Below are 25,344 nucleotides of genomic sequence, written 5' to 3'. Positions count from 1 at the left end.
ATAGCTAATGGCTCACGAAGCAACCATGTCGCCTCTGGCACACGCTGACGGTCACGATCACGAGCATCACCACGAGAGCCCGAACGTCTTCGGTTTCTGGCTCTACCTGATGACCGACTGCATTCTCTTCGGGTCGATCTTTGCTGCTTTCGCAGTCCTCCGGAACCAGTACGCCGGAGGCCCTTCGGGGAAAGAACTGTTCGATCTGACGAATGTCGGCATCGAGACGGCTATCCTGCTGTTCTCGTCCATCACCTACGGTTTTGCCTCGCTCAGTGCGCTGGCAAAGAACAAGGGGATGGTTCTTCTGTGGCTCGCCGTGACGTTCGTTCTGGGTCTCTCCTTCGTTGGTCTTGAGGTGACTGAGTTCACCCACATGATCGCAGAAGGAAATGGTCCTGACCGTTCTGCATTCCTGTCTGCGTTCTTCACGCTGGTTGGAACGCACGGTCTGCACGTCACCTGCGGTCTGATCTGGATGGCAGTTCTTATGGTCCAGATGATGGGCCCGCAGGATCTGTCTCCGCGGATGATGGACAAGCTGACTTGCCTCAGCCTGTTCTGGCACTTTCTGGACATCGTCTGGATCTGTGTTTTCTCCTTCGTCTATCTCGCAGGTGTGATGTAATGGCCCAGGCACATACAACCCACGATGGTAGCCACGGCTCCTATCAGTCTTACATCATCGGGTTCGTTCTTGCGGTCGTCCTGACTGTTGCGTCTTTCGCAGCAGTCATGACACACGCACTGGCCCCGGGGATGGCACTTGCAGCTCTTGGTGTTCTTGCGGTCGTTCAGATCGTGGTTCACCTGGTGTTCTTCCTTCACCTGAACACCAGCAATGAGCAGAGCTGGAACCTGATGTGCTTCATCTTTGCAGCAGCATCGGTCATCGTCATTGTCGGCGGTACGCTGTTCATCATGCATGACACGGCCATCAACATGATGTCCCGCTAAGATCCTTCAAAGGATCACGGCAGGAAAGGCTGGCGGGAGAAATCCTGCCAGCCTTTTTTAATGCCTGCTCTCTGGCTCGGAAGGGCCCTGCTGCATTCTACGTCTTTGCAGTCGCAGGCTGAGCAGTAGCGCAATAAAAAAGCCCGGCACTATGGCCGGGCTTGATGTCTTTAAGGCAAAGAGGTCTCAGTCCTTGTGAGGAGCCTCTGACAGCATTGCTGCCTTGCCGGGCTTGTCCTTCCACTCTTCCGCATCGGCCGGCTGCTCGCCCTTGCGGGTGATGTTCGGCCACTGGGCGGCAAGACGGGAGTTGATCTCGATCCAGGGAGCTGCACGGTTGTCGCTGTCCGGGAAAATGGCTTCTGCCGGGCACTCAGGTTCGCAGACGCCGCAGTCAATGCATTCGTCCGGATTGATGACGAGGAAATTTTCTCCGGCATAGAAGCAGTCTACGGGGCAAACTTCCACGCAGTCCATGAACTTGCACTTGATGCAGTTTTCCGTGACCACATAGCTCATTGGTGTCTCCGATCCTCATTCGGGCCCGGCTGTGCGGCCCAATTTCATATTGTGCGGGATGATATGCGAAGGATTGGCCTAGGAAGCAAGCTTCTTAGGCTCTTCTTTCACGATCTCGTATAGCTGGGATGCTTCTTTCGCGGGGCCGCGCCTCTCTCCAAGGTCCAGAACGCGCCAGACACGGACGTCCTCCCCTGGGCTGAGAGGGGGGAGGGTAACCACATCTCCTACTCTCAACTTGGTATGCGGCTTGCTGGTAGGCTGTCTGTTCACCCGGATGCGCCCTTTGCCGACAATGGTAGCACAGAGCGGGCGTGTCTTGGCGACACGGGCGTAATACAGCCACTGATCCAAACGCTGATAGGCATCACTCATAAGGCGGCACGATCTCTTAGAATGGCTAGAGCGGCGAAGGGGCTGTCTGGCCGGACAATGGGGCGTTTCGGGTTGCTGGTGGTTCCTGACGGTTTCGTCTTCCTGCGCGTTGCCCGGTTGCGGCGGTCTGCCAAGAGCATCAGTGGGGCAGGTGGTCCCGCGTGTGATTGGCTGGGTGAAGATGGTGGTCTGTGGGCAACACCAAGGGCCCCAAGGACTTCAGGAAGAAGATCGGCTTTGATTCCAAGGCGCGAGGCGAGGCCCGGAGGGGCAGGATAATCGCGCTTGCGGGTCAGGTGCTGCAACTCTGTAACGGTCCGTTCGGCGATATCGAGTCTGATCCCTGTTCTGGCTGCCGGGAGCCAGCCTGGAACGCCTTCCACCAGGTGCCACGGTAGTGACACGCGACCGGCAGGTGGTGGCGTCAGAGGTAGCCCGAGGCGAAGTTGCGTGAGGAGTGTAAGGAGGGCCAATGCGCGGGGACGCAGGAGTGCCGGGCAGAAGACGGCAAAGCGGCCTACTTCCACGCCCAGCTTTCTCAAGGCGCGTTGAGCTGGAGGCGGCAGCGCCTGATCTGAAGGCAGGACAGGGGAAATACCGCCATCTTCGTGTAGGCGATGAAGTATGCCCCTGAGTTGAGGCTGATCCGTTACGGCGTCCTGCGCTTTGTAGAGAACGGAAAGATCCCGTTGAAGCAGCCTTTCCACGTAACGGAGAAGGCGCTGTTCAACCTGAATTCGCTGATTGGTGTCAGTGAACTCAGCGGAAAACAATCTGACGGCTGGCTGCAAAAACGTTTTCCCGACCGTCAACCGGCCGAGGGGAATGTTGTCCCACGATAGAATGCCGGTTTCTGTCTCAAGGGAGAGAGCACTATCTGGCGTCTCCTGAAAAAGGCGAACCCGACGTGGAATTTCCTGTAGAAGCGCTTTGCGCCCGGCTTTGAGAACGATCTGATGATCAGGCCCGTTTGTGGTGTCGGTTTGGAGAGAAAAGCCACGGATCTTGCCGATACTGTGGCCTTCAACGATCACCTCTCCATCGGCTGTTACGGCGGACAGGAGATTGCGATCTGTCTCAGCATCCAGCCGGCGAAGCAGGGACGTGGCGCGCCGGTCTACAAAGCGGGAAGTCAGGCGCTCATGCAGCGCGTCTGAAAGCAGGTCTTCTACTTCCCGGGCGCGTTGTTGCCAGACAGATGAGTGACGGCTCCATTCTGTTCTGGCGGCCACATAAGAGCAGACCCGCACACCCGTCAGGCGATGCATCAGGGTATCAATGTCACCTTCGGTACGCGTGAAACCCTTGATGTGTCCTTCCATCCAGTTTGCCGGAACAGCGCCATCTTTGAGGATATGCAGGAACAGGCGGGCGCAAAGCCGTGTGTGGCTGTCATCGCCAAGTTTGCGAAAATCCGGGATCTGGCAGACTTCCCAGAGAAGGGACGTTGCACGCTTTCCTTTGGCGACCTCCCGAATTTCCGGGTCCAGGATCAGGGACTCAAGGGTCACAACGTCAGAGGCAACGCGGCCCGCCATCAGCCCGCGGGAGGGCGGCGCGACCGTAAGGCTGGCGAGAAGAGCCCGGGGATTGCTGAAATCCAGTGCGTGATTGCGCCAGTACAGCCGTTGGATCGGATCGAAGCGGTGCTGTTCTACGGCATCTATGGTTGCGGCAGACATAGGCGGACAATCAGCCGTGGTGCCAAATGTACCGTCCTTCATGCCACGCCCCGCACGGCCGGCAATCTGCGCTATTTCCTGCGGGAAGAGCGGGCGGGGTGTTGTGCCGTCAAATTTGGAAAGCTGGGCAAGCGCCACATGGTCCACATCCATGTTCAACCCCATCCCGATGGCATCGGTGGCCACCAGGTAATCAACTTCCCGGTTCTGGTAGAGCTCGATCTGGGCGTTTCGCGTCCGGGGGCTGAGTTGCCCCATGATGACGGCACAACCACCTCTTCGGCGTCGTATGACTTCGGCCAGAGCGTAAACTTCTGACATCGAGAAAGCGACGATGGCCGATCGGGGCGGAAGGCGAGAAAGCTTCGTCGGTCCGGTGCTGACAAGACTCGACAGGCGTGTGCGTGTGTCGATTTCGATTCCGGGCACCAGCTTTTGCAGGAGCGGACGAATTGTTTCCGCACCAAGGAAGAGTGTCTCTACGGTTCCCCGGGCGTGGAGGAGACGATCCGTAAAGATGTGTCCACGGTCCGGGTCAGACGCGAGCTGGATTTCATCGACAGCCACGAACTCGGCTTTCCGGTCCAGTGGCATGGCTTCGACCGTGCAGGAGAACCATCGCGCACCTGGAGGAACAATTTTTTCCTCACCTGTTATAAGGGCGACGGAACGCTCCCCTTTGGCCGCGACAAGGCGTTCGTAGTTTTCGCGCGCAAGAAGGCGCAACGGAAAACCGATGATGCCGGAGGAATGAGCCATCATGCGAGTCAGAGCATAGTGCGTCTTGCCCGTATTGGTTGGGCCAAGTGCCGCACGGACGCTTGCTGGCATGATATGATGAGCGGAATGGTTACCGCGGTGTGCACCCTTCATGTGTGAATGGTCGGGTGCCTGCGGAACAAAAGCAAGCGTTCGAGCCAAAAGGTTCGATCTTTTAAGGAAAGAGGTTCATGAGTTCTCACATCCAGCTCCCTTTTGTTTCCGCCAGCGAGGCTCCGACACCCCGCGTTGTACATCTGGTGAAAGCACAGGATGAGAAGACGATTGCCGGTCTTCTGGGAGAGCACGCGTCTTTTCTGACGGCGCAGGGGTTCAAGGCGAAAGATGGCGCTTTCACGCTTCTGCCTGGCGACGGTGGGGCGGGAGCGGCTTTACTTTGCGTCGATGAGGGGCGCCTGAATGACCCGACAGCCTTTGGCGTGCTGGGAACGATCCTTCCGGAGGGTGACTGGAGCCTTCTGTCGCACGGGATGGAAAGCGCCGTTCAGGAGACTGCTCTTCTGGGGTTCGCCATGGGAACATATCAATATCGTGTCGGGGTGGTGCGGTCATTCACCACGCGATTGGTTGTGCCGGACGAGGCGGCTACCGTTATTGCCCATGCGAAGGCAAACTGGTTTGGCAGGGATCTGATCAATACGCCCGCCAATCTGCTTGGCCCGAAAGATTTGGCCCTGTCGGCTTATCGGGCTTTGGAAAATCGTGGAGCAGACGTTCGCATTGTTGAAGGCGATGACCTGAAGGTCGCGTATCCCTGTTTGGCAGAGGTGGGTGAGGGGTCTGAGCGCAAGCCTGCTGTTGTTGTGGCCCGCTGGAAAGCCCGTGAAGGCGCGCCGCGTCTGTCTCTTGTTGGGAAAGGCGTGTGCTTCGATACGGGGGGATACGACCTGAAGCCCGCAGCAGGCATGCTGCGAATGAAAAAAGACATGGGCGGCGCAGCCCTGCTTCTGGCTGTGATGTGCGCGGCGATTGATCTGCAACTGGATGTTGATCTGGAACTGCGTCTTGGATGTGTTGAGAACAGTGTGTCTGGCCATGCCATGCGCCCCGGCGATGTTCTGCGGACGCGAAGCGGAAAAACGGTAGAGATTGGCAACACGGATGCAGAGGGGCGTTTGGTGTTGTGCGATTTGATAACGGAAGCCGCTGAATCTGCCCCAGATTACATTGTGGATGCTGCAACCCTGACCGGCGCTGCGCGCGTAGCTCTCGGTCCAGACCTTCCGGCGGTGTTCAGTAACAGTGATGAACTGGCTCAATTACTGCTCGAATCGGGCTCAGATACTGCAGATGCTTTGTGGAGATTGCCACTCTGGCATGGCTATGACGCATGGCTTGATAGTAAAATAGCCGACGTCGGAAATATTACATCCAAGCCTATGGCAGGCGCTATTACAGCCGCTTTGTACCTTCAGCGCTTCGTTCCTGCCGGACAAAACTGGCTGCATATAGACACTTACGCTTGGAATGACGCCAATTCTCCGGGTCGGCCAGAGGGCGGCGAGACGCTGGCACTTCGTGCGCTTCTTAAAATGATAACAAACATTCGCAGGTCTTCGTGAAGTGAAGAACCTGACGGGAAGGTGATCCTTAACGAACCGTAATATGATTGTCTTAAAACTATGGGGTGTAAATCTGCTTCTGATAGGGCATACGGCCTTCCATGTTCGAAAGCTGCTAGCCGCAGCATAAATCGTTTTGAAACCCGCATACTTGCGGATGCGTTTCAAAACACCAGATGTAGAAGACCAACGCTCAATCCCATGATGGGGTGAGCCACAGATACAACCCCTCGGGCCGGCAAGGCTCGAATGTTCTTTTTCCTGTTACTCGATCGGGTAACAGGCAGGGCAGACCGTTAAGGAGAGAGAAATGCCTCAGGCTAACAACGACCAGATGCTTCACCTTCTGTGCGACACCGTCGTCTCCATGGTGCGCCGTGATGGTCCTGATCTGTCTGCCCGCCAGCTTGCTGTGTTCCTGACCTGCTACCTGCGTGACGGTGCACACACCGTTCGTGGTCTGGCTTCAGAGCTCAAGGTGTCCAAGCCTGCCATTACACGCGCTCTGGACCGTCTGGGTGAGCTGGATCTGGCACGTCGTAAGGTTGATCCGCTGGATCGTCGTTCCGTCCTCGTGCAGCGCACGCTGAAGGGTTCTTCCTTCCTGCGTGAGATGCGCGCTGTCATGGCTGAAGCTTCTGGCACACGTCCGGTTCGTGCAGAACGTGCAGCTGCTTCTGTCGAGCGTATCAGCACACGTCGCGCTGGCTAATTACCAACGATCCTGCACGTGGGCTCTGGCTCGCGTGCAGATATATCCTGTCCAGCAAAGCTGAGGCAGAAGAATGAGCAGGGCAGTTACGAGCCACTCATTGGCCAGACAGGCCACTGCACCCCACAGTGCAAATCCCCAATAGACAGTCGTTACAAGCGGCATCGGTAGTCCGGAGCGGATCGCGAGCTGATAAAGATGCCCACGGTGGGCCACGGTCAGTCGATCACCTACGCGCGTGCGGCGAGCCAGCGTAAAGAGGACATCCCACAGCACGCCTGAAAGCACTGCGAGTACGATGAGCGCCAAACTGTGGAGAGGCTGCATGGCCCCCCAGGCGATGACAAGTGCTCCTGCCTGGCTGCCAACGTCCCCCATAAAAATGCGGGCCTTGGGAAAATTCCACGGCAGAAATGCCGCAAGGCATACCGCGAACAGCACGAAAATGACGGGTTGAATTCCTGCTGACGCAAGAAAGGCCGCTGCGATAAGCATCGTGCCTGCGGCTAACCCGTTAATCCCGTCGATAAAGTTGAGGGCATTCGTGATGAATACGGCCCCCAGTATGAAAATTCCCATCATTGGTAAGGATGCGCCCGTTCCAGCCGCTGCCAAAAAGGCGGCTATGAACTGTGCACCAAGCTTGTAACGCGCCCTGAAAGAATACAGATCGTCCAGCCAGGAAACGGCAGCGAGTAGAATAACGCCGGCCAGCATCCCGATGACGGACGAATTTAGAATGGGCTGCCCTTTGAGAAACAGGCTTGGTAACGCGCAGAGCAGAAAAGCTCCGATAATGCCGATCCCTCCGCCTTTGGGTGTTGGCCGCGTATGGGAGCTGCGGTGCACGGGAGTGTCCATAATTCCGGCCTGAATCATCAGGACGACCAGGACCGTGCACAGGACTGCTGCACACAGGTCCAGCAGGGTAAGGCCGGAGAGAAAGGACGACAAAGAAAAGGGCATGGACGGACTTTATGGGAACAGTGGTTTTGGCGTTATAAGGGAGACGTGAAAGTCACACCATCTTCTGGCCCTCAGTTTCCGGCCCCGTCTAGCGCTATCAGCCGTACAGGTCGCACGACCGCACAGGCGAGACGCATCGCTCTCAATGTTCTTCTGGATGGAGTCGTGTCCGCAGCGGCAGCCCCTGTGGCACGTTGGCTGGCTGACCCTCACGGAGGACTGCTGCATCCGCTCTGGTTTGTAGCAGGGGGGGGGATTACGCTTCTGGTCAGTGGGCTGCCTTTTCGTATGGCACAGCAATACTGGCGGTTTTCTGGTCTTTCTGATCTTTTCAACATTGCCTGTGCTTCCGTTGTCAGCGCGACACTGTTCTCAGCCTTGCTACATTTGGCTGGCTACCCGCTTCCAAGCACGACATTCCCGGTCATTCATGCGCTGGTTCTCCTGACATGTCTGGGCGCTCTACGCATGTTTTGGCGGCTGACAGCGCGCCGTCGTCTTATGGTCGCTGAGCGTGAGCGCGTGCTGTTACTCGGCGCTGATCACGAAGCGGATCTTTTCATTCGCGCAATGGAGCGGGATCATCAGGCCGGACGTCGCGTTGTCGGGCTTCTGACTGGTGGGACGCAGCAGGCAGGGCGACGCATTCACAGTTGTCCCATTCTTGGAACGATTGATGAGACGCCTGAAATTCTGAAGCAGATGTCAGCCTCGGGGCGTCTGCCGGATACGTTGGTTATCACCACGTCCGAACTGCGTGGCGCTCCGTTGTCCCGTATCCTTGAAGTCGCACGTGAGTATGGCGTTGATGTTCAGCGAACGCCCTCTCTGACTGATCTGAAGCCCGCAGATAGTGTCGAGCTTCGTCCCGTCGCCATTGAAGATCTGTTGAACAGACCTCCGGTAGCGTTGAATAGCGAAGGCATGAGCCGCCTGATTGCTGGGCAGGTCATCGCTGTAACGGGGGCTGGCGGCAGTATTGGATCTGAACTGGCACGACAGATCGCTTCGTTCAGACCTGCTGCCATTCTTCTGATTGAAAACAGCGAGTATGCGCTGTGGCAGATCAACCTGGATCTTTCAGAGCGATATCCTGCAGTTCAGCGGCATCAGATTATTGCTGATGTGCGCGATCGCGGCAGGATCTCCGAAATTTTCATGGAATATCGTCCAGCACTGATTTTCCATGCCGCCGCGCTCAAGCATGTACCGATCGTGGAATCAAATCCGATCGAGGGTGTACTGACCAACGTCGTGGGTACCCGTATTGTTCTGGATGAGGCCGAGCGTTCAGGGGCGCAGGCGATGGTGATGATTTCAACGGACAAGGCCGTTAACCCTTCCAGCCTCATGGGAGCCAGCAAGCGCTGTGCTGAGGTTTATGGACAGGCGCTCGATATGCGTGCCCGTGCTGGTAAAGGCGGGTTGCGGTGTGTGACCGTGCGTTTTGGGAATGTCCTGGGGTCTACGGGCTCTGTCGTTCCCCTGTTTCGCCGCCAGCTTGAACATGGCGGCCCGCTAACCGTAACCCACCCGGACATGACCCGTTACTTCATGACGATCCCTGAAGCCGTGGGGCTGGTGCTTCAGGCTGCCGTCCGTGGCACTCAGGATGCTTCCGGGGAAGATACAACGGATCAGCGTCTCCGGCAGGGCGGCATTTTCGTTCTGGATATGGGCGATCCGGTCAGGATCATGGATCTTGCCTGTCAGATGATCCGCCTGGCTGGCCTCAAACCAGAAACAGACGTGGAAATCCAGATTACGGGCCTACGCCCTGGCGAAAAGCTTTTTGAAGAGCTGTTTCATGGCCGGGAAGCCCCAGTGCCGACAGATGCCCCAGGTCTGAGGATGGCGTCTCCCCGGACGGTGGATTTCAATATCGCGACTGATGCCATGAATGCGCTGGAAGCGGCGTGCCACCGCGAAGATCTTTCAGCCGTCATGGAAATATTTCACCGGTTAGTGCCGGAATTCAACCATAACCGGGATGGAAAGGCGCCGTCTGCGGTCGCGCTTTCACAGCCTGATGCGGAGATCACTGCATGATTACCCCGATAGCCTTCCTGGATCTGCCCAAACAGCAGGCTCGTCTGAAAGACGCGATCAAGAGCCGTGTTGACGCAGTGTTTGAGCACTGCCGCTTTGTCATGGGCCCCGAGGTCGAGGAACTTGAGCAGCGGCTGGCCGAGTTCGGGGGCGCGAAATATGCAGTTGGTGTGTCTTCGGGCACCGATGCGCTGTTGATGGTTTTGATGGCAGAAGAGATCGGACCGGGCGACGCTGTCTTTCTGCCGGCCTTCACTTATACGGCGACGGCTGAAGTTGTTCTCCTTTTGGGAGCAACACCCGTTTTCGTTGATGTGGAACCAGATACGTTCCAGATCAGTCTGACGTCTCTCGCGGAGCGGCTGACCGCTGTGCGGAAGACTGGGGAACTGGAGCCGCGAGCTCTGATCGGGGTGGATCTTTTCGGGCAGCCTGCGCCTTGGGATGAACTGAAAATTTTTGCTGCTCAGGAAGGTCTGACGCTCATTGCGGACTGCGCGCAGTCTTTCGGGGCCTCTTATCACGGGCGCCGTCTGGGGCACGAGGCGCGTGCTACGACGCTATCGTTTTTCCCGTCCAAGCCTCTCGGCGGCTATGGAGACGGTGGCGCTATTCTGACGGATGATGAGGACCTCGCCACTCTCTATCGTTCCCTGCGAACGCACGGTGAGGGCAAGACGCGCTACGAAGTGGAGCGGATTGGCATCAACGGTCGGCTGGACACGATTCAGGCGGCTGTTCTTCTGGCGAAACTGGATGCTTTTGAAGATGAGCTGACCAAGCGTGAAGCCATTGCCTGCGCTTATGACCGTGCCATGCCGCAAGGTATTCAAGGGCCGGTACGCGTGTCTGACAGCAAAAGTGCTTGGGCGATCTACAGCGTGTTGCTACCGGATGCGGCGAAACGGGATTCCCTGCAGGCGCACCTGAAAGCCGCAGGTGTCCCGACGGCAGTCTATTACCCGAAACCGCTTCACCATCAGTCGGCTTACAGCGAGCATCATGACGGAGCTGCTCTTCCAGTCTCAGAAGGTCTGGGAGCACGCATTTTGGCGCTGCCCATCCAGCCAGAGCTGACGGATGAAGAAGTGAGTCGTATTACGGAAGCCCTGAAAAGCTGGGCAGGAGACACATTATGAGGCGCGAGCAGAAGCTGTTACTGGCTTTTTGTGCACTGGTTTTCATTCCTGTTGGTATTGTCTGGTTCGTTGCCTGGCCGCTGATCCACGCCTGGAAGTTCCCCCCTGTGACGGAAGGCAAGATTATTGCACCTGTCAGCCGGGATCTGAGTGCTGCTGAAGTGCAGGACATCAATCTGTGGCTTCAGTCGCACACGACGGCCTGGGGCCCCAGTGGGGAACGTCCGCCTTCGAAGGGGGACGTTATTCTGCGCATGAATAACGCAGACAATCATCCGGTCATCATTTCCATCTGGAAGCATAAGCATCAAGCGGACATCGTCGGCGTGCAGCTTGAGGACGATGGCCCCTACCGCATGAACGCCTTTGAAGACGCGTCTCTCACGGCGCTCCAGCCAGCAGAGTTGCAGCCTCACGGATAAAGCTGAATACTTCAGGACTGAAGGGCGCCTGTCGTTCAGGTGTCTGCCAGTCCTGCATGTCTTCGTACATTGTACCCGTCTTGCGCCAGAGTTCCGGGCCCACGGCATCTTGCAAAGGCTTCTGAAGTTCCAGCCATTCCTTTGCGAGGCTTTGCGCCTCTGGGGCAGATGGGGTGACCGAGCGGGCAAGAGCATCTTCACAGCGCACGATAAGTCGTTCCCAGAGAACCTGATAGGATGTTCTATCTTCAGTTGGGAAGTGACGATCCATTTGCGTCCGCCATGCCATCTGTTCTTCGGCAGTAAAGTATTTTTCAAAAACGGGCTGAAGGTTTTCCCGTTGTAGAATGGCTTCTCCTTCTCGCAGCAGAAGGCAAAATGCCACCAGATCCATCGGACCATTGTAAATCTGGTTCTCCGAACCAGAGAGTTGGTCAGAGATTAGATTATGGGTGGTGCGGAGTTGGGAAATTGTTCTTTCTCATACTGCCATGCGTGCTGATAGCAGGAAAAGTTGGGTCGCTATGATATCTTTTGGGGATGCCGGCTTCAGTTCCAGGGAGCGGATCTCACCGAGACTGAATCCCATGCGCTTTAAAAGAAAAATGCGTGCCAGCGTGCTGATTGTCTGGAGCGTGTAAACGCGTCTGCCATTTTCAGTCCGGCCTGGCTTGATGAGCCCCAAAGCTTCGAAATGTCGAAGTGTCCGGGGTGTTGTTGCGCTGGCTTTGGCAAGTTCGCCAATGGTCAGGGTCTTTGCAGTCATTGATCTTTCTCCTGACGCATCATCTGCAATGATGACGTTACGTCAGGAGCAAGCGAAATATTCAGTCTTTCCGGGCTTCGTCTTCGGAAATTTCGCCGACGTCGCGGCGGGTCTGTTCTTCGTCATCGAGAGGGGCAGTTGCCTTGTCTCCCATAGCCAGCAGGGCTGCCGTGATCGGAGACGCCAGGATCAGGCCCGGAATACCAAGAATGGTGCTGAAAACCGTCTGAGACAGAATAGCAACGGCGGGTGGCATATGGACTGCACGCCGCTGGATAAGTGGTGCAAGAACGTTGCCTTCAAAGAACTGGATCACGCTGTAAAGAATAGCTACGAACAGGGCTTCTTTGCTTCCCATGGAAAGGCCCAGGAGCACGGCCGGGACCGCACCAAGGATGGCGCCGATATAGGGAATGAAGTTGCAGATACCAGCGACCACACCGAGTGCAAGCGCAAGAGGAACGCCAATCAAAGAGAGGCCAATCCCGGACAGAATGCCCACGACGAGCATGTCGAGGGCCTGACCTGCTGTCCACGCCCAGAGTGTCGTGCCTGCAGCCATGAGTAACTCACGTGCGGATGCACGGTGCTGGGAAGGAACGAGGCGCAGAAAACCGTCAATGTAAATTGCAGGCGACAAGGCAAAGTACAGCCCTGCAATCAGAATGACAGCCAGTGTGCCCAGCACACCAAAGGCGCTGCTGAGAATGCCAGTCACGGACCCTGCAAGGCCGGAGCCGAGGGAACCAAGGCTGCCAGACGTTGCATCATTTCCGCCAACTGCGGTTGGAAGATGATCCAGAACAAGCTGACCCAGAGTAGACCCTGAAAGATGCGATTTCAGATCGCCGGACTGCTGGACAAGCGCCTGTTTAAGGCGAATGAACTGGTCCCCGATCGCCGGGCCGCTGCTCCAGACAAGGCCTGCCAGTGCGAGCAGGATAACCACTGTGACGAGAGCAACAGCGCCCTGATAAGGGATGAACGAGACATGGCGCCGTACGATCCGGGCGAGGCCATGCAGGACGACGGCCATCAGTGCCGAGGCGAAAACAACAGCCAGCACATCCTTCATCAGCCAGACGGCCAGAAGGATCAGCGTCACAGTCAGGGCGATCCGTAACAGGCTGGCAATTTTTGAAAGTTCGCGCGCGCGCGGTTCCTTCTCGTCTCGGTCCTTCGGGTCGGAAAACGAAATAGGCATCAGCCGGTCCATCCTGAATCTGTAGGCCGGTGTTGGCTTATGGACTTCGGGAAGGCGGGTCAATTGGCTGAGGTGATCTAACGATACTCTCACGGAGTGCTGACATCCGTGAGAGTACACATGCTACAGTTAAGTTCGGCTTTGGTTAGGCAGAAGCATCTTCAAGTTCCGCCTGTGCTTCGAGCCAGAGCTCTTCTGTTTTCTCCTGTGTCGCGTTCAGAGCAGAAAGATGAGCATTCAGCGACGCGATTTCACCGGGATTCCCTGACTGATAGAGCTCCGGATCGGCAAGCCTGGTCTCAATTTTCTCTTTTTCCCGATTGATCTGAGCCAGCTTCGCTTCAGCATCACGAATTTTTCGGCGGAGCGGGGCCAGCGCTCGTGTGAGCTCCTTGCGGTCAATTTTCTTCTGGGGAGCTGTCGCCTGAGATGCCTCCTGTGAGGCCGGGCGATTGGCGTTTTTGTTCCGCTCCGTATTTTCCGCTCTGGCCTTGCGAGCACGCTCGACCAGCCATGCCTTGTATTCCGCCATGTCGCCGTCAAACGGCGCAATGGTCCCGTCTTCAACCAGCCAGAACCGATCCGCCACGGATTCCACCAGATGGCTGTCATGGCTGATGAGGATTACCGCGCCCTCGAACTCGGAAAGGGCACGGATCAGGGCATCGCGTGCGTCAAGATCAAGATGGTTGGTTGGCTCATCGAGGATGAGAAGATGCGGGGCGTCACGAGTGGAGAGCGCAAGAAGAAGGCGTGCTTTTTCCCCACCGGACAATTCTGAAACACGGGTTTCAGCACGATTAACATCAAGTCCGAAACGCGCGAGCTGTGAGCGTACGGCAACTGGCGTCGCATCAGGCATGGCGCGTGCCATGTGATCGATCGGTGTTTCAGACAAGACAAGTTCATCGGCCTGATGCTGTGCGAAATAGCCGATCTTGAGCTTTGGCGAGTGATTGTAAGATCCGGCCATGGGATCAAGACGTCCTGCCAGTAGCTTGGCGAATGTGGACTTGCCGCGCCCGTTCTGGCCCAGAAGAGCGATTCGGTCTTCCATATCGAGCCGCTGGTTCAGCCCTTTGAGAACCACCCGTCCGTCATACCCTAGACTGACATTGTCGAGGGTGATCATCGGTGGGGGAAGGGGCTGCGGTTCCGGGAATGAAAAGCGCGTCGGCGTGTCTTCCACCACGCTATCAATCTGCGGAAGGCGCTCAAGCGCTTTCAGGCGGGCCTGAGCCTGTTTGGCTTTCGTGGCTTTCGCGCGGAAGCGATCGACGAAGGACTGCATATGCGCACGCTGTGTTGCAATGCGCTCAGCCATACGGTTTTGCTGAAGGGCCTGTTCTGTCCGGATGCGCACGAAGTTGTCGTAACCGCCGGGCGTCAGGCTGAGTTTCTGATGATCCAGATGAGCAATGGCATCGACTGTATTGTCGAGAAGTGAGCGGTCATGGCTGACGATCAGAGCTGCACCAGGGAATTTTGCGAGCCAGGATTCGAGCCAGAGGGTGGCTTCAATATCAAGATGGTTGGTGGGCTCATCCAGCAGAAGGAGATCGGGGCTGAGGAAGAGGGCCGTTGCCAGCGAGACACGCATTCTCCAGCCGCCTGAGAAGTCCGAGACCGAACGAAGCTGCGCGTCTTGATCGAAGCCCAACCCTGACAGGATGGCGCCGGCACGGGCAGGGGCCGTGTAGGCATCAATGGCAATCAGGCGCTCATGCACATCTGCGATACGGGCAGGGTCCGTGGCAGTCTCGGCTTCGGCGAGGAGCGCCGCGCGCTCGATGTCGCCTTCCAGCACCGTATCGATCAGCGAGGTGTCACCAGATGGTGTTTCCTGCTTCACGCGGCCCATTGTGGCCCGATTTGCAAGCGTGATGGTGCCCCCATCCGGGGCAATATCCCCTGCAATCGCGCCAAGAAGTGTTGATTTTCCAGCCCCATTTTTTCCGATGAGGCCAATTTTCCGACCGGGGTCGACTGTCAGCGATGCGCCATCCAGCAGGGTACGGCCGGCGATGCGGAGAGTCAGGTCAGTGATAGTGAGCAGGCTCACGGGCGCCTCGATCAGTCGGGAAGAGTGAAAAAACCGCGACAGACCTATCAGGAACTACGAATTTGCTCTAGTGGAACGGCGGGATTTACCCCTTTGTCCAACAGGAGAAGAAAGATGGCTCTCGAGCGCACGCTTTCAATCATCAAGCCCGACGCCACGAAGCGTAACCTGACCGGCAAGATCAATGCCGTGTTCGAGGAAGCCGGTCTGCGCATCGTTGCTCAGAAGCGCATCCAGCTGACCGAGAAGCAGGCTGGCGCTTTCTACGCAGTTCACAAGGAGCGTCCGTTCTACGGCAGCCTCGTGTCCTCCATGCTCGCTGAGCCGGTTGTCGTGCAGGTTCTGCAGGCTGAGAACGCTGTTGCAAAGCACCGTGAAGTCATGGGCGCAACGAACCCGGCTGATGCAGCTGAGGGCACCGTGCGTAAGCTTTATGCTGAAAGCATCGAAGCAAACTCCGTGCACGGTTCTGACAGCCTTGAGAACGCGAAGAACGAGATCGCTTTCTTCTTCGCTGAGACAGAAATCCTGCCGTAAGGTCTGGGTTCTGCCAATGGAGAGCCGCAGGCTCTGTGGCTCTCCATTTCCAATGATTTGGGACGGTATCTGAACGCCCCGACTGGTCAGCCTTCACACGTTCCCGGTTCCGCTGTCATCCAGGCCCACTCTGCGGCATGATGACGGAAGAGAGGCATGGTTCGATCTGTGGGCAACGACGCTACAACTTCTTTCCTTTACAAATATCCGCTGGCTATTGTCTGGGGACTTCTGGTCTCTGCCTGCCTGATGTTTCTGGTGATCGCGACCCCGCCATTACAGGTCGCCGATGAGCCAAATCATTTTCAAAGAGCCATACAGATCTCTCAGGGACAGTTAATCGGCCATCGTTTCAGTGCCTCTGATAGCGGTGGTGTCATTCCTGAAGACAGCGTTGTATTCGCTTACAGATATGATGATCTCAAAGGTCGATATGAACGGAAAGTAGACTGGAACCGTATCTTCGGCAGCGCACCGTTAAGCTGGAAAAGTCCGAAGCGGGAAGCAGGCTTTCCAAACACGGTGATCTATTCTCCGATCTTTTATTTTCCATCAGTGGTGGGGATTGAAGTCGGCAAAAGACTTCATGAAGATATTTTAAAGTCTTTTTATCTGGCGCGCATGTCCAGCGCCGTCTTTTGCGTACTTGCCGGAATGTTCGCCCTTGCGATTGTCCGTCAGGGACGACTGATTATTGCAGCATTTCTCTCAATGCCTATGTCGCTGTCGTTGTTCGCATCCTGCTCTCAGGATGGGCCTTTGATCGCAGCCTGTGCAGTCTGTACGGCTCTCATGACGCGATTAAATGATGATTTCTGCAAGAACAGATGGTTCTGGCCGACACTCGCGCTTCTGATGGGATGCATTATTGCATCCAAGCCGCCTTATATTCTTATCGCGTTTCTACCGCTGATCATTGCTCCATGGGCGGCCTGGCGCTCGGCTGCGGGTGCGTGTGTGTTTACCGCACTTGCTGCTCTGGCATGGTCAGTTATGGGCGTTGGCTCCACAAAAATCCCTTTTCGCTCCGCAGATGGCGTTGATGCTGCGCGCCAGCTACATTTCGTTCTTTCTCACCCGCTCAAAGCAGTCGCGGTACTTCTGCACACATTCAGGGTTTCTGTTCATTCCTTGATGGGCCAGTTTGTCGGTGTTCTGGGATGGCTTGATGCACGACTTCCAGACTGGTTTTACCAGTTCGAAGTCATGTTTTTCATTCTCGTAGGTATTTTCTCTTGCCTGTACCTTACAAGAAAAATTGGAAGAGACGAGCTAGTGAGAAAGGCGCTCATACTTTGTGTGTCCATTGGGACTGTCAGCGCTGTTAGTCTTTCTCTTTATCTTATATGGACCCCCGTCGGTGATAGTTATATTGGCGGCCTTCAGGGGCGATATTATATCCCCGCTGCAATTTTCTCAGTACTGATCTTTCCTTTCGCATCAACGCCCCATTTTCTATCCGTTGCTAAAGCAAAGGCCGTTGAAATCGGGCTTCTTACGGTGGGGCTATGGGTAGGATTGGGCGCTATCGTTCAGACGATACTGGCGCGGTATTGGTAATTGCCGTGACCATTTAATAGTGAGGGGGGCGGTTGCTGCGAAAGAGGTAGCCGACCCCTTGGGTCTTTATGCGTTAATTCCAAAGACGCGCATAAATGCCGGTTGCTTCAATGCAGACATGCGCAACGCAAACGAAATAGGCGCCTAACAGGCTCGTACAGACCGTTTGATACGTCTTGTTCTGGCGCGGCAGGAACAACAGAACGCCAGTTAAAATAGCAGCACAGCTTATATAAAAATAACGTCCCTGAAGGCCGCTGACAGTGTCCTCTCCAAGGTGAGAGAATCCAACGTAGAATGCCAGAAGAGTTAAGAGAGAATAAAGCGCACCAAGCGCAATCAGGATTGCTCCGGATCGTGGACTAGCAATGGGCCGTTTGTCAGCGAGAGCCAGCAGAACAATCAGAGCTATAGCTACATACCCAGTGCCTTCACCAATCTTGAAGAAAAGTGGCACTGGGCCGCCGCCAAAACGTCCCCATGCGTCCTCCCACCACCAGTGCGAGCCAACACGGTAGGTTTCAGCGATTTCCCGAACAAAAGACCATGGGTGCTTCAGCATGGTCAGGATCTGGACTTTAGGATCCCCTCCCGTATTCCAGTAATGCGCAGGCGTGAATGGGTAAATTCCGTTCCAGACAACGGCGGAGACAAGGCTCAATCCGACGACCGTCATACAGAACTGGACATATTTTCTCTGGGTGGTGAAAGAATTCGTCGGCACAAGAAAGCAGCCGAGACTTAAAAAGCTGCAGGTTAATTTGAAAAGCCCCAGCGGAGCGGCCAAAGCGATAATCAGGCGGATCCAGATTTTCCGGTCTTCGGGAGGGGCCATCCGGGCCCGTAGGCAGCAGGCGAGGAACAGCATTGATCCCAGATTGGTGACAGGATCGGCGCTATATGTTGTCGCCAGATGGAGGCTTGTTGGCGTGGTCATCAGGGCAAGGACGGCCAATCGTCCTACGGGCAGCACCGCAAGGACAAGTGCGAGCATCCCGATGTATCCAAACAGGTTCCCTAAACGACCAGCGTAATATCTTGTATCCACGCCGCCATGTCCGGCATTGGCGATTATCATGGCGGTGGCTGAGGGAATATACATCAGTGGGGAGTATGAAGCGGTCGAGGGGAAATGAACGACTTCCCGGTCTCTTTTGGAGTTCTCCAGATCCTTTGCGATCTGCGCAGCGACATTGCTGTCAGAAGGCTTGTGCTGGTTCCGGTTTGAATTGAAATAGCGCACCCAGGTCAGCATACTGGTGTCGAGCCCACCCCCGAACATGTGCCCCGAATAACGCTGTGCCAGAAGATTTCCCTGAGCGATCTGTTGCGCGCGGTAAAAATGGAATTCTTCATCTACGCCACTAACAGGCGTGACGCGGTACACAAGAAAAACGCCGATAACAGCAATCGAGAGAAGATAAGCGAGTTCAAGAAGCCGCAGGTTTGTTTTGCAGAACGCAAAAAATGACGAAACGGACTTCATATCAGTGCTTATTTCCTTGTTGGGGCACATGACCGACTGCCATCCGGGCTCATATGCACCCACTCAGAGTAAGGCAATCCGCAAATTATAAAACTGAGTTTTGGAAGTGCTGAGCGTTTTTGCGGTCATTATCGTCAGGGCATTTAACTGAGAGGTGTCTTTACTACACAGTGCCCAGATAAAATGAGGAGCGGAATGAAAGAAGAAATTTCCGTTCATCCCGCCGCCTGTTTACTGTCTGTCGATGTAGTTCTGTAGAACCGAAGGATACAGGGCATGTTCCTGTTCCAGTACGCGTGCAGCAAGTGCGTCGGGTGTGTCAGTCTTCAGAACCGGCACACGCGCTTGCCCAAGAATAGGCCCTTCATCCACGCCCGCAGTCACAAGGTGAACAGTACAGCCGTGCTCGGTTGCGCCGGCAGCAATGGCAGCCTCATGTGTGTGCAGGCCCGGAAATGCAGGCAAGAGGCTCGGGTGGATGTTGAGCATCCGGCCATCCCAGGCGTTGACGAGATAAGGCGTCAGGACACGCATATATCCGGCAAGGCAGACGAGTTGGGCTCCGGAAGCGCGGATGGCTGCATCCACCTTGCGTTCATGAGCTTCGCGGTCTTTCCCAAACGCCTTGTGGTCAATGGCCGCCGTCTGAAGACCGGCCGCGCGGGCGACCTCCAGACCAGCCGCATCCGGCTTGTTACTGAGCACGAGTACGATCCGAGCCGGAAAATCCGGCCTTTCACAGGCCTCGATCAGTGCACGCATGTTGCTGCCACGCCCGCTGATAAGCACAGCGATGGGCGTCTTCTGAATCATGCGAAGGAGACCGGTGCGGTCAGGGCATAAGCCTCGTCGGAGCGGACAACTTCACCGATCTGGAAAGCGCTTTCCCCGCGGGCTTCCAGTTCAGCCAGAACGCGCTCTGGCTCAGGAGTGACGAGAACCATGCCAATGCCACAGTTAAAGACACGGAGCATTTCATCAGCTGAAACATTTCCGGTTTCTGCCATCCAGCGGAATACGGGAGGGACGACCCACGACGAACCGTCAATGCGAACACCCAGACCTTCCGGAAGGACGCGCGGCAGATTGCCCGGCAGGCCGCCGCCGGTAATATGTGCGCAGCCATGGAGCAGGCCCTTGGCGTGCAGATCCAGCACGCTGCGAACATAAAGCTTCGTAGGTGTCAGCAGGGCTTCGGCGAGTGTGTGTCCTTCAGAGAAGGGAGCCGGATCATTCCAGCCGAGGCCTGAACGGCGGACAACTTCACGAACCAGAGAAAAGCCATTCGAGTGAATGCCTGAGGAGGGCATCCCGATCAGTGCGTCGCCTTCGCGGATGCCTGCGGGAAGGAGAGCGCCGCGTTCTGCCGCGCCGACACTGAAGCCAGCGAGATCATAATGCCCCGGTGCATACATGCCCGGCATTTCTGCAGTTTCGCCACCGACCAACGCACAGCCGGACTCTGCGCAGCCATGGGCGATGCTCTTCACGACCGTAGAGGCATCTTCAATGGAGAGCTTGCCGGTTGCCAGATAGTCCAGGAAGAACAGCGGGGTTGCGCCTTGAACGACCAGGTCGTTCACGCACATGGCTACGAGATCAATTCCGACCTCATCATGCTTGCCGGCTTCGATCGCGACCATGAGTTTCGTGCCCACGCCGTCTGTGCAACTGACAAGGACCGGATCGGTGAAACCGGCAGCCTTCAGATCAAACAGGGCACCGAAGCCGCCCAGTCCGCCCATTGTGCCGGGGCGGTTCGTGGCTTTGGCTGCGGGCTTGATGGCATCGACCAGGGCATCGCCTGCTGCAATGTCTACACCAGCCTGTGCATAGCTGGCGCCCTGTGAGGTGTCGGGCTGATCGGTCATGATGAAGCTTCCCGCTGGTTGACGTGACGCCGTTCTAGAGCATCCTGCACGCGGGCGGAACGCTTGAATTGAAGGCGTAACGGCATGAAAAGGGATGAGGGATGACAAAACAGGACGGACAGGAAGGGCACGCCATAAGCGATGCCGGACCTCAGATGGCCTTTCCTCTGCGTCGTCCGACCGCGATGACAGCCGAACGCTTCATCACGAGCCCTTCAAATGCGCCTGCGCGCGCGTGGCTTTCACGCAAAGTGTGGCCTGATGGCCGATTGTGGCTTTGGGGGCCAGCCGGAACTGGAAAAACTCATCTATTGTCTGTCTGGGCGCAGGAGCATGATGCGACCATTCTGGATGCGCGCCTGTTTTCTCATGCCTCCTCCGGAGGGCGTATTCGTGTGCGAGGAAATCTTGCGATTGATAACGCCGATTCGCCGGGCGATGAGGCAACCATGCTCCACCTGCTGAATGACGCGCTGACGCAGGGTGACCGGGTATTGATGGTTGGGCGCCTTCCACCGTCACGCAGTCATGTCTCCCTGCCAGATCTGGGAAGCCGGCTCCGTGCGACCGCAACGACGGCCACGGGAGAGCCGGAAGACGATCTGCGGGCAACGTTGCTGCTTTCTCTTCTGGCGGATCGTCAACTCGTTGTTTCGCAGTCCGTTACGGAATGGCTTTGGCGTCATCTGCCACGCACGGGAAATGCTTTGGTTTCGGCGGTTGAGCGGCTGGATGATGCGGCTCTTGCCCGTGGAACCGCAATTACACGGGCGCTGGCGCGAGAAATGCTTCCCGATCTTCTGATGCCTGATATGTCAGAGGAATGACATAAAACCTACGTTTGACACACTTCTCCCAAGCCTTGATCTTAAACGGGTTTTGGTTCGAGCTTCCCGGAAGAGACCATCGTGACGACTGAAAATAATAAGCCAACTCCCCGTCGACGTTCGCGCAACCAGCCGCGCGAAGGGAATCTGACGCCAGCCGCAACCCGGGCCCGGCGGCGCAGAATGGTTGTTCCGACAGCTGAAGACTATGCTGACATGCCAACATCCCCAGCGCGGTTCATCAACCGGGAGCTTTCCTGGCTCGACTTTAATCAACGCGTCATCGAAGAAGCCGAAAGTTCGCGCAATCCGCTTCTGGAGCGTGTCCGTTTTCTGTCCATCAGCGCCAGTAATCTGGACGAATTCTATTCAGTACGTGTTGCGGGTCTGGTGGGGCAGGTTCGGGAAGGGCTGGTCGTTCGGAGCCCGGATGGAGCAACACCTGTTCAGCAGCTTTCGGCCGTCCGTCAGAAAGCCCGGTTTCTGCTCGCAGAGCAGCAGCGGGTCTGGCATCAGCTTCAAGACGAGCTGAAAGATGCCGGGATTTCCATCCTGTCCACAGAAGGTTTGGATGGGACTGATCTTGCGCAGCTCTCAGCCCTGTTTGATGAGCGCGTCTTTCCGGTTCTGACCCCACTTGCAGTCGATCCCTCACACCCGTTGCCGTTTATTCCGAACATGGGATTGGCGCTGGTTATGCGTCTCAAGGACCCTGCGTCGGGCAAGCATGTCATGGACGGATTGATTCTGCTGCCAGCACAGGTGCCGCGCTTCCTGCGCCTTCCGTCACGGGTCGGCGAAGGCAAGGATGCCACGGGTGAAATCCGCTTTATCCTGCTTGAAGACCTGATCAGCCTGTTCGCAGATCGCCTGTTCCCCGGTCTCATGATTGGTGCGGCCGGTGTCCTACGGATTATCCGCGATACGGACGTTGAGTTTGAAGACGAGGCGGAAGATCTAGTTCGTTCTTATGAAACGGCTCTCAAGCAGCGCCGTCGTGGCGTCGGTATTCATCTGGCTCTTGATCACAAGCTCCCTGAAACGCTCGGGCGCGAAATGGGTGAAGAGCTGGGTGTTGGTGACGAAGATGTCGTGGTCATGCCCAATTTTGTGGGCGTTGTAGATCTCAAACAGCTGATTGTGGATGACCGTCCAGATCTGGTGTTTCCGCCCTACACGCCGCGCTTTCCGGAACGCATTCTGGATTATGACGGAGACTGCTTCGCGGCGATCCGGGCAAAGGATATCGTCGTCCACCACCCGTTCGAGAGCTTCGATGTGGTGGTGCAGTTCCTTAGGCAGGCTGCGCGTGATCCGAATGTTCTGGCCATCAAGCAGACGCTTTACCGGACCTCACGGGATAGCCCGATCGTTCATGCCCTGATTGAGGCAGCGGAATCCGGCAAGTCCGTCACGGCCATGGTTGAGCTGCGTGCCCGGTTTGATGAAGAAGCCAACATCCGTCTTTCGCGTGCTCTGGAAGCGGCTGGCGTGCAGGTTGTGTTTGGGTTTGCACATCTGAAGACCCATGCGAAGCTGAGCCTTGTCGTCCGTCGTGAAAGCGGGACGCTACGTTCTTATGCCCATTTTGGGACTGGGAACTATCATCCCATTACAGCCCGGATTTACACAGATCTTTCGTTCTTTACCTGCGATCCAAAATTGGCTTCGGACTCTGCACGGCTGTTCAATTACATGACCGGGTATGCCACGCCGGAAAAAATGGATGCGCTGGCGTTCTCTCCCATGACGATCCGTTCCACGCTTGAACAACTCATCCGTGACGAGATTGCTCATGCAAAGGCAGGCCGTCCCGCCCGGATTTGGCTGAAAATGAACAGTCTGGTTGATGCTGAACTGATCGACCTCCTCTACGAAGCGTCCCAGGCCGGAGTGAAGATCGTCGGGATTATCCGTGGGATTTGCTGTCTGCGTCCGGGTGTACCGGGCCTGTCTGACAACATCGACATCAAGTCCATTGTCGGTCGTTTTCTGGAGCATGCGCGTGTCTTTGCGTTTGGAAATGGTCACCGGATGCCATCGCATAAGGCAAAAGTTTTCATTTCTTCCGCGGACTGGATGGTGCGAAACATGGATTGGCGGGTAGAAGCAATGGTGCCTATCACCAACCCAACCGTCCACGCGCAGATTCTCGGCCAGATCATGACCATGAATATCAAGGACAACCTTCAGAGCTGGACGCTCTCCAAGGACGGGCGTTGGCATCGGGTGTCTCCTGGTGCACACCCGTTCTCCGCACACGAGTACTTCATGAACAATCCCTCCCTGTCTGGCCGTGGGTCGGCCGCACGGGAAAAAGCTCTTCCGGAGGCCCATCGCCCGCGCGAACGGCCTGACCGGATTCTGGAAGACTGAAACCTCATGTCATCATCTGCACAGCGCTCCGCCATCGTCGATCTCGGGTCCAACTCCGTTCGGCTCGTGGTTTTTGAAGGCGTAGCGCGCAATCCGCTCCCCATCTTCAATGAGAAGGTTACGCTCAAGCTGGGGCGCGGTCTGGATGCAACGGGTCGCCTGAACGACGAGGGCGTTACCCTGGCGATGGACGTGTTGGGCCGGTTTCACACCGTCGCCCGGGCCATGGGAGCCGAGCCTTTCGAGGTTCTGGCTACCGCGGCTGTGCGTGATGCCTCCAACGGGCCTGACTTCGTCTCTGCCATCCGTGCAAGAATGCCGGGTGTGGCCATCCGTGTGCTCGAAGGCACTGAGGAAGCAGATTATGCGGCCCGTGGCGTTCTCTGCGGGCTGCCGGAAGCCAATGGTCTGGTCGCTGATATTGGCGGCGGCTCACTGGAGCTCATCCATGTTGCTGACGGACAGTATTACGAAGCCCTGACAACCAAGCTTGGCGTCATTCGTCTTCAGGATCGGGCGAAGGGTGTTCTGCTGGAAGCTGAGCGGATTGCCTCTGAAATGCTTCAGGAGGTCAACTGGCTTCCGGGGATGAGTGGCCGTCCGTTGTACCTGGTTGGCGGCGCATTCCGGGCCTTGGCGCGTCTTCAGATCGCACGGACGCAGTATCCTCTGAATCTTGTCCATCTCTTCACGCTTTCCGAGGGTGAAGCACGCGAGATGTCGGATTGGGTCATCGGCGCCTCAAAACGCACTCTTGAGAAACTGCCCAACGCACCCCGGAAGCGCTTGGGTGATGCACCCTTTGCAGCGGTCGTTCTCAAATGCCTGATGGAACGTGTTCGCCCGTCCAAGGTGGTCTTTAGCGTGGATGGCCTGCGGGAAGGCTGGTACATGCGGCACGTCGCCTCTTCTGTCGCCGGGGAGGACCCCATGACAACGCTGGCAGAGGAAATGGCGGACCGTCTGGCGCGAAGCGTAACGCTCTCAAAGGCGCTCGTGGATTGGACGACACCGATTTTCCGGGGAGAAACACCGTCCCAGAAACGTTTGCGTCAATTGACCTGTACTCTTTCGGATATCGGATCATACGATCATCCGGAATACCGTGCTGAACAGACCTATCAGCGTGTGATGCATTGTCACGGCGTGGGGTTTGAACACACCGCCCGCGCATTTATCGGCCTGACCCTGGCCGTGCGTTATGAAGTGGCGATGGACTCCCCACTGATTGAGCCCTCGCGCCGCCTTCTGTCCCGCTCTGAAATTGATCGTGCTGTGAAGCTGGGTCTGGCGCTGCGTCTGGCCTATACGCTGTGCGCGGGGACGGAAGTGTTGCTGGAAGAATGTCGCCTGCTGGTGGAAGAACCTCAGCTTGTGCTGATCCTCGGTGCACGGAGTGTCCGTGCAGCAGGAAGTGCAGTCCGTCGACGCTTTGAACGATTGGCCGCAGCCATGCAGCTTGAGGCTCAGGTAAGGGAAGAATGAGTTTGAG

At 56.5% G+C, this 25,344-nt stretch carries 23 protein-coding genes; 12 read left to right on the top strand and 11 right to left on the bottom strand.

What is annotated here, in order from left to right; all coding sequences use genetic code 11:
- Nucleotides 1-7: 7 nt before the first annotated feature.
- Together cyoC and cyoD are read left to right on the top strand one after the other, a co-directional pair.
- The gene (gene cyoC, locus ABF979_RS00620) at nucleotides 8-628 is read left to right on the top strand and encodes a cytochrome o ubiquinol oxidase subunit III (RefSeq protein WP_046899642.1); all 621 of its coding nucleotides are present in this window, start codon (nucleotides 8-10) and stop codon (nucleotides 626-628) included.
- Nucleotides 628-957, top strand: coding sequence for a cytochrome o ubiquinol oxidase subunit IV (cyoD, locus tag ABF979_RS00615; RefSeq protein ID WP_046899641.1), 330 nt, complete (start codon nucleotides 628-630; stop codon nucleotides 955-957). Before cyoC ends, cyoD begins: the two co-directional genes overlap by 1 nt.
- Nucleotides 958-1,143: 186 nt before the next feature.
- Here cyoD and fdxA read toward each other — a convergent pair whose 3' ends face one another.
- The 3 genes from fdxA to ABF979_RS00600 form a co-directional block, all read right to left on the bottom strand.
- Nucleotides 1,144-1,476 (bottom strand): ferredoxin FdxA, encoded by a 333-nt coding sequence (gene fdxA / locus ABF979_RS00610; protein ID WP_202206596.1) that lies wholly within the window; start codon nucleotides 1,474-1,476, stop codon nucleotides 1,144-1,146.
- A gap of 78 nt (nucleotides 1,477-1,554) precedes the next feature.
- The gene (locus tag ABF979_RS00605) at nucleotides 1,555-1,851 is read right to left on the bottom strand and encodes an RNA-binding S4 domain-containing protein (RefSeq protein WP_415557323.1); all 297 of its coding nucleotides are present in this window, start codon (nucleotides 1,849-1,851) and stop codon (nucleotides 1,555-1,557) included.
- A complete protein-coding gene (locus ABF979_RS00600) occupies nucleotides 1,848-4,406 on the bottom strand; it encodes a helicase-related protein (protein WP_415557321.1) in 2,559 nt (852 codons plus the stop codon). Before ABF979_RS00600 ends, ABF979_RS00605 begins: the two co-directional genes overlap by 4 nt.
- A 77-nt stretch (nucleotides 4,407-4,483) precedes the next feature.
- On the opposite strand from ABF979_RS00600, the gene ABF979_RS00595 reads away from it, so the two are divergent.
- The gene (locus ABF979_RS00595) at nucleotides 4,484-5,875 is read left to right on the top strand and encodes a M17 family metallopeptidase (protein WP_415557320.1); all 1,392 of its coding nucleotides are present in this window, start codon (nucleotides 4,484-4,486) and stop codon (nucleotides 5,873-5,875) included.
- A gap of 310 nt (nucleotides 5,876-6,185) precedes the next feature.
- Nucleotides 6,186-6,587: a MarR family transcriptional regulator gene (locus ABF979_RS00590; protein WP_046899636.1), complete on the top strand. Its 402-nt coding sequence runs from the start codon at nucleotides 6,186-6,188 to the stop codon at nucleotides 6,585-6,587.
- Here the strand turns inward: ABF979_RS00590 and ABF979_RS00585 are convergent, their stop codons facing one another.
- Nucleotides 6,588-7,553 (bottom strand): glycosyltransferase family 4 protein, encoded by a 966-nt coding sequence (locus ABF979_RS00585; RefSeq protein WP_415557319.1) that lies wholly within the window; start codon nucleotides 7,551-7,553, stop codon nucleotides 6,588-6,590. It abuts the gene before it with no gap.
- A gap of 96 nt (nucleotides 7,554-7,649) precedes the next feature.
- Here ABF979_RS00585 and ABF979_RS00580 point away from each other — a divergent pair, with 96 nt between their 5' ends.
- Genes ABF979_RS00580 through ABF979_RS00570 form a run of 3 tightly spaced genes read left to right on the top strand, consistent with a single transcriptional unit; the run spans nucleotide 7,650 to nucleotide 11,163 of the window.
- Nucleotides 7,650-9,602: a polysaccharide biosynthesis protein gene (locus ABF979_RS00580; protein WP_415557537.1), complete on the top strand. Its 1,953-nt coding sequence runs from the start codon at nucleotides 7,650-7,652 to the stop codon at nucleotides 9,600-9,602.
- The gene (locus ABF979_RS00575) at nucleotides 9,599-10,741 is read left to right on the top strand and encodes a DegT/DnrJ/EryC1/StrS family aminotransferase (protein ID WP_415557318.1); all 1,143 of its coding nucleotides are present in this window, start codon (nucleotides 9,599-9,601) and stop codon (nucleotides 10,739-10,741) included. Before ABF979_RS00580 ends, ABF979_RS00575 begins: the two co-directional genes overlap by 4 nt.
- On the top strand, nucleotides 10,738-11,163 hold the full coding sequence (locus ABF979_RS00570; protein WP_415557317.1) for a hypothetical protein: 426 nt from the start codon (nucleotides 10,738-10,740) through the stop codon (nucleotides 11,161-11,163). Before ABF979_RS00575 ends, ABF979_RS00570 begins: the two co-directional genes overlap by 4 nt.
- On the opposite strand, the gene ABF979_RS00565 is transcribed toward ABF979_RS00570, so the two are convergent.
- The 4 genes from ABF979_RS00565 to ABF979_RS00550 form a co-directional block, all read right to left on the bottom strand.
- A complete protein-coding gene (locus tag ABF979_RS00565) occupies nucleotides 11,123-11,548 on the bottom strand; it encodes a TipAS antibiotic-recognition domain-containing protein (RefSeq protein WP_415557316.1) in 426 nt (141 codons plus the stop codon). The genes ABF979_RS00570 and ABF979_RS00565 overlap by 41 nt on opposite strands.
- Nucleotides 11,549-11,644: 96 nt before the next feature.
- Nucleotides 11,645-11,929 (bottom strand): MerR family transcriptional regulator, encoded by a 285-nt coding sequence (locus ABF979_RS00560; RefSeq protein WP_415557315.1) that lies wholly within the window; start codon nucleotides 11,927-11,929, stop codon nucleotides 11,645-11,647.
- A 61-nt stretch (nucleotides 11,930-11,990) separates the two neighbouring features.
- Complete coding sequence (locus ABF979_RS00555; RefSeq protein ID WP_099210338.1) at nucleotides 11,991-13,133, bottom strand: AI-2E family transporter; 1,143 nt, start codon at nucleotides 13,131-13,133, stop codon at nucleotides 11,991-11,993.
- 145 nt (nucleotides 13,134-13,278) lie between these two features.
- The gene (locus ABF979_RS00550) at nucleotides 13,279-15,195 is read right to left on the bottom strand and encodes an ABC-F family ATP-binding cassette domain-containing protein (protein ID WP_415557314.1); all 1,917 of its coding nucleotides are present in this window, start codon (nucleotides 15,193-15,195) and stop codon (nucleotides 13,279-13,281) included.
- A 114-nt stretch (nucleotides 15,196-15,309) separates the two neighbouring features.
- Here ABF979_RS00550 and ndk point away from each other — a divergent pair, with 114 nt between their 5' ends.
- Both ndk and ABF979_RS00540 read left to right on the top strand, forming a co-directional pair.
- Nucleotides 15,310-15,732 (top strand): nucleoside-diphosphate kinase, encoded by a 423-nt coding sequence (gene ndk / locus ABF979_RS00545; RefSeq protein WP_046899630.1) that lies wholly within the window; start codon nucleotides 15,310-15,312, stop codon nucleotides 15,730-15,732.
- 156 nt (nucleotides 15,733-15,888) lie between these two features.
- Entirely contained in the window at nucleotides 15,889-17,292 is a 1,404-nt protein-coding gene (locus ABF979_RS00540; RefSeq protein WP_415557313.1) for a DUF2142 domain-containing protein, read from the top strand.
- 73 nt (nucleotides 17,293-17,365) lie between these two features.
- On the opposite strand, the gene ABF979_RS00535 is transcribed toward ABF979_RS00540, so the two are convergent.
- From ABF979_RS00535 to purM, 3 genes are all read right to left on the bottom strand, one after another.
- Nucleotides 17,366-18,778, bottom strand: coding sequence for a DUF2142 domain-containing protein (locus ABF979_RS00535; protein ID WP_415557312.1), 1,413 nt, complete (start codon nucleotides 18,776-18,778; stop codon nucleotides 17,366-17,368).
- Between the two features lie 231 nt (nucleotides 18,779-19,009).
- Nucleotides 19,010-19,591: a phosphoribosylglycinamide formyltransferase gene (gene purN / locus ABF979_RS00530; RefSeq protein ID WP_415557310.1), complete on the bottom strand. Its 582-nt coding sequence runs from the start codon at nucleotides 19,589-19,591 to the stop codon at nucleotides 19,010-19,012.
- Nucleotides 19,588-20,649 carry a phosphoribosylformylglycinamidine cyclo-ligase gene (gene purM, locus ABF979_RS00525; RefSeq protein ID WP_415557309.1) on the bottom strand — a complete coding sequence of 354 codons (1,062 nt, stop codon included), beginning with the start codon at nucleotides 20,647-20,649 and terminating at the stop codon, nucleotides 19,588-19,590. The genes purN and purM overlap by 4 nt, the downstream gene beginning before the upstream one ends.
- A 101-nt stretch (nucleotides 20,650-20,750) precedes the next feature.
- Here purM and ABF979_RS00520 point away from each other — a divergent pair, with 101 nt between their 5' ends.
- The 3 genes from ABF979_RS00520 (at nucleotide 20,751) to ABF979_RS00510 (ending at nucleotide 25,337) form a co-directional block, all read left to right on the top strand.
- Nucleotides 20,751-21,476, top strand: coding sequence for an HdaA/DnaA family protein (locus ABF979_RS00520; protein ID WP_052750013.1), 726 nt, complete (start codon nucleotides 20,751-20,753; stop codon nucleotides 21,474-21,476).
- Between the two features lie 183 nt (nucleotides 21,477-21,659).
- A complete protein-coding gene (locus ABF979_RS00515; protein WP_415557536.1) occupies nucleotides 21,660-23,852 on the top strand; it encodes an RNA degradosome polyphosphate kinase in 2,193 nt (730 codons plus the stop codon).
- Nucleotides 23,853-23,858: 6 nt separating this feature from the next.
- Entirely contained in the window at nucleotides 23,859-25,337 is a 1,479-nt protein-coding gene (locus ABF979_RS00510; RefSeq protein ID WP_046899624.1) for a Ppx/GppA family phosphatase, read from the top strand.
- Nucleotides 25,338-25,344: the final 7 nt, after the last annotated feature.

It is taken from the genome of Gluconobacter sp. (assembly GCF_047723935.1).
Classification (GTDB): domain Bacteria; phylum Pseudomonadota; class Alphaproteobacteria; order Acetobacterales; family Acetobacteraceae; genus Gluconobacter.
Note: the sequence above shows the minus strand (reverse complement) of the source record. Positions and strands in the feature narration are given on the sequence as shown.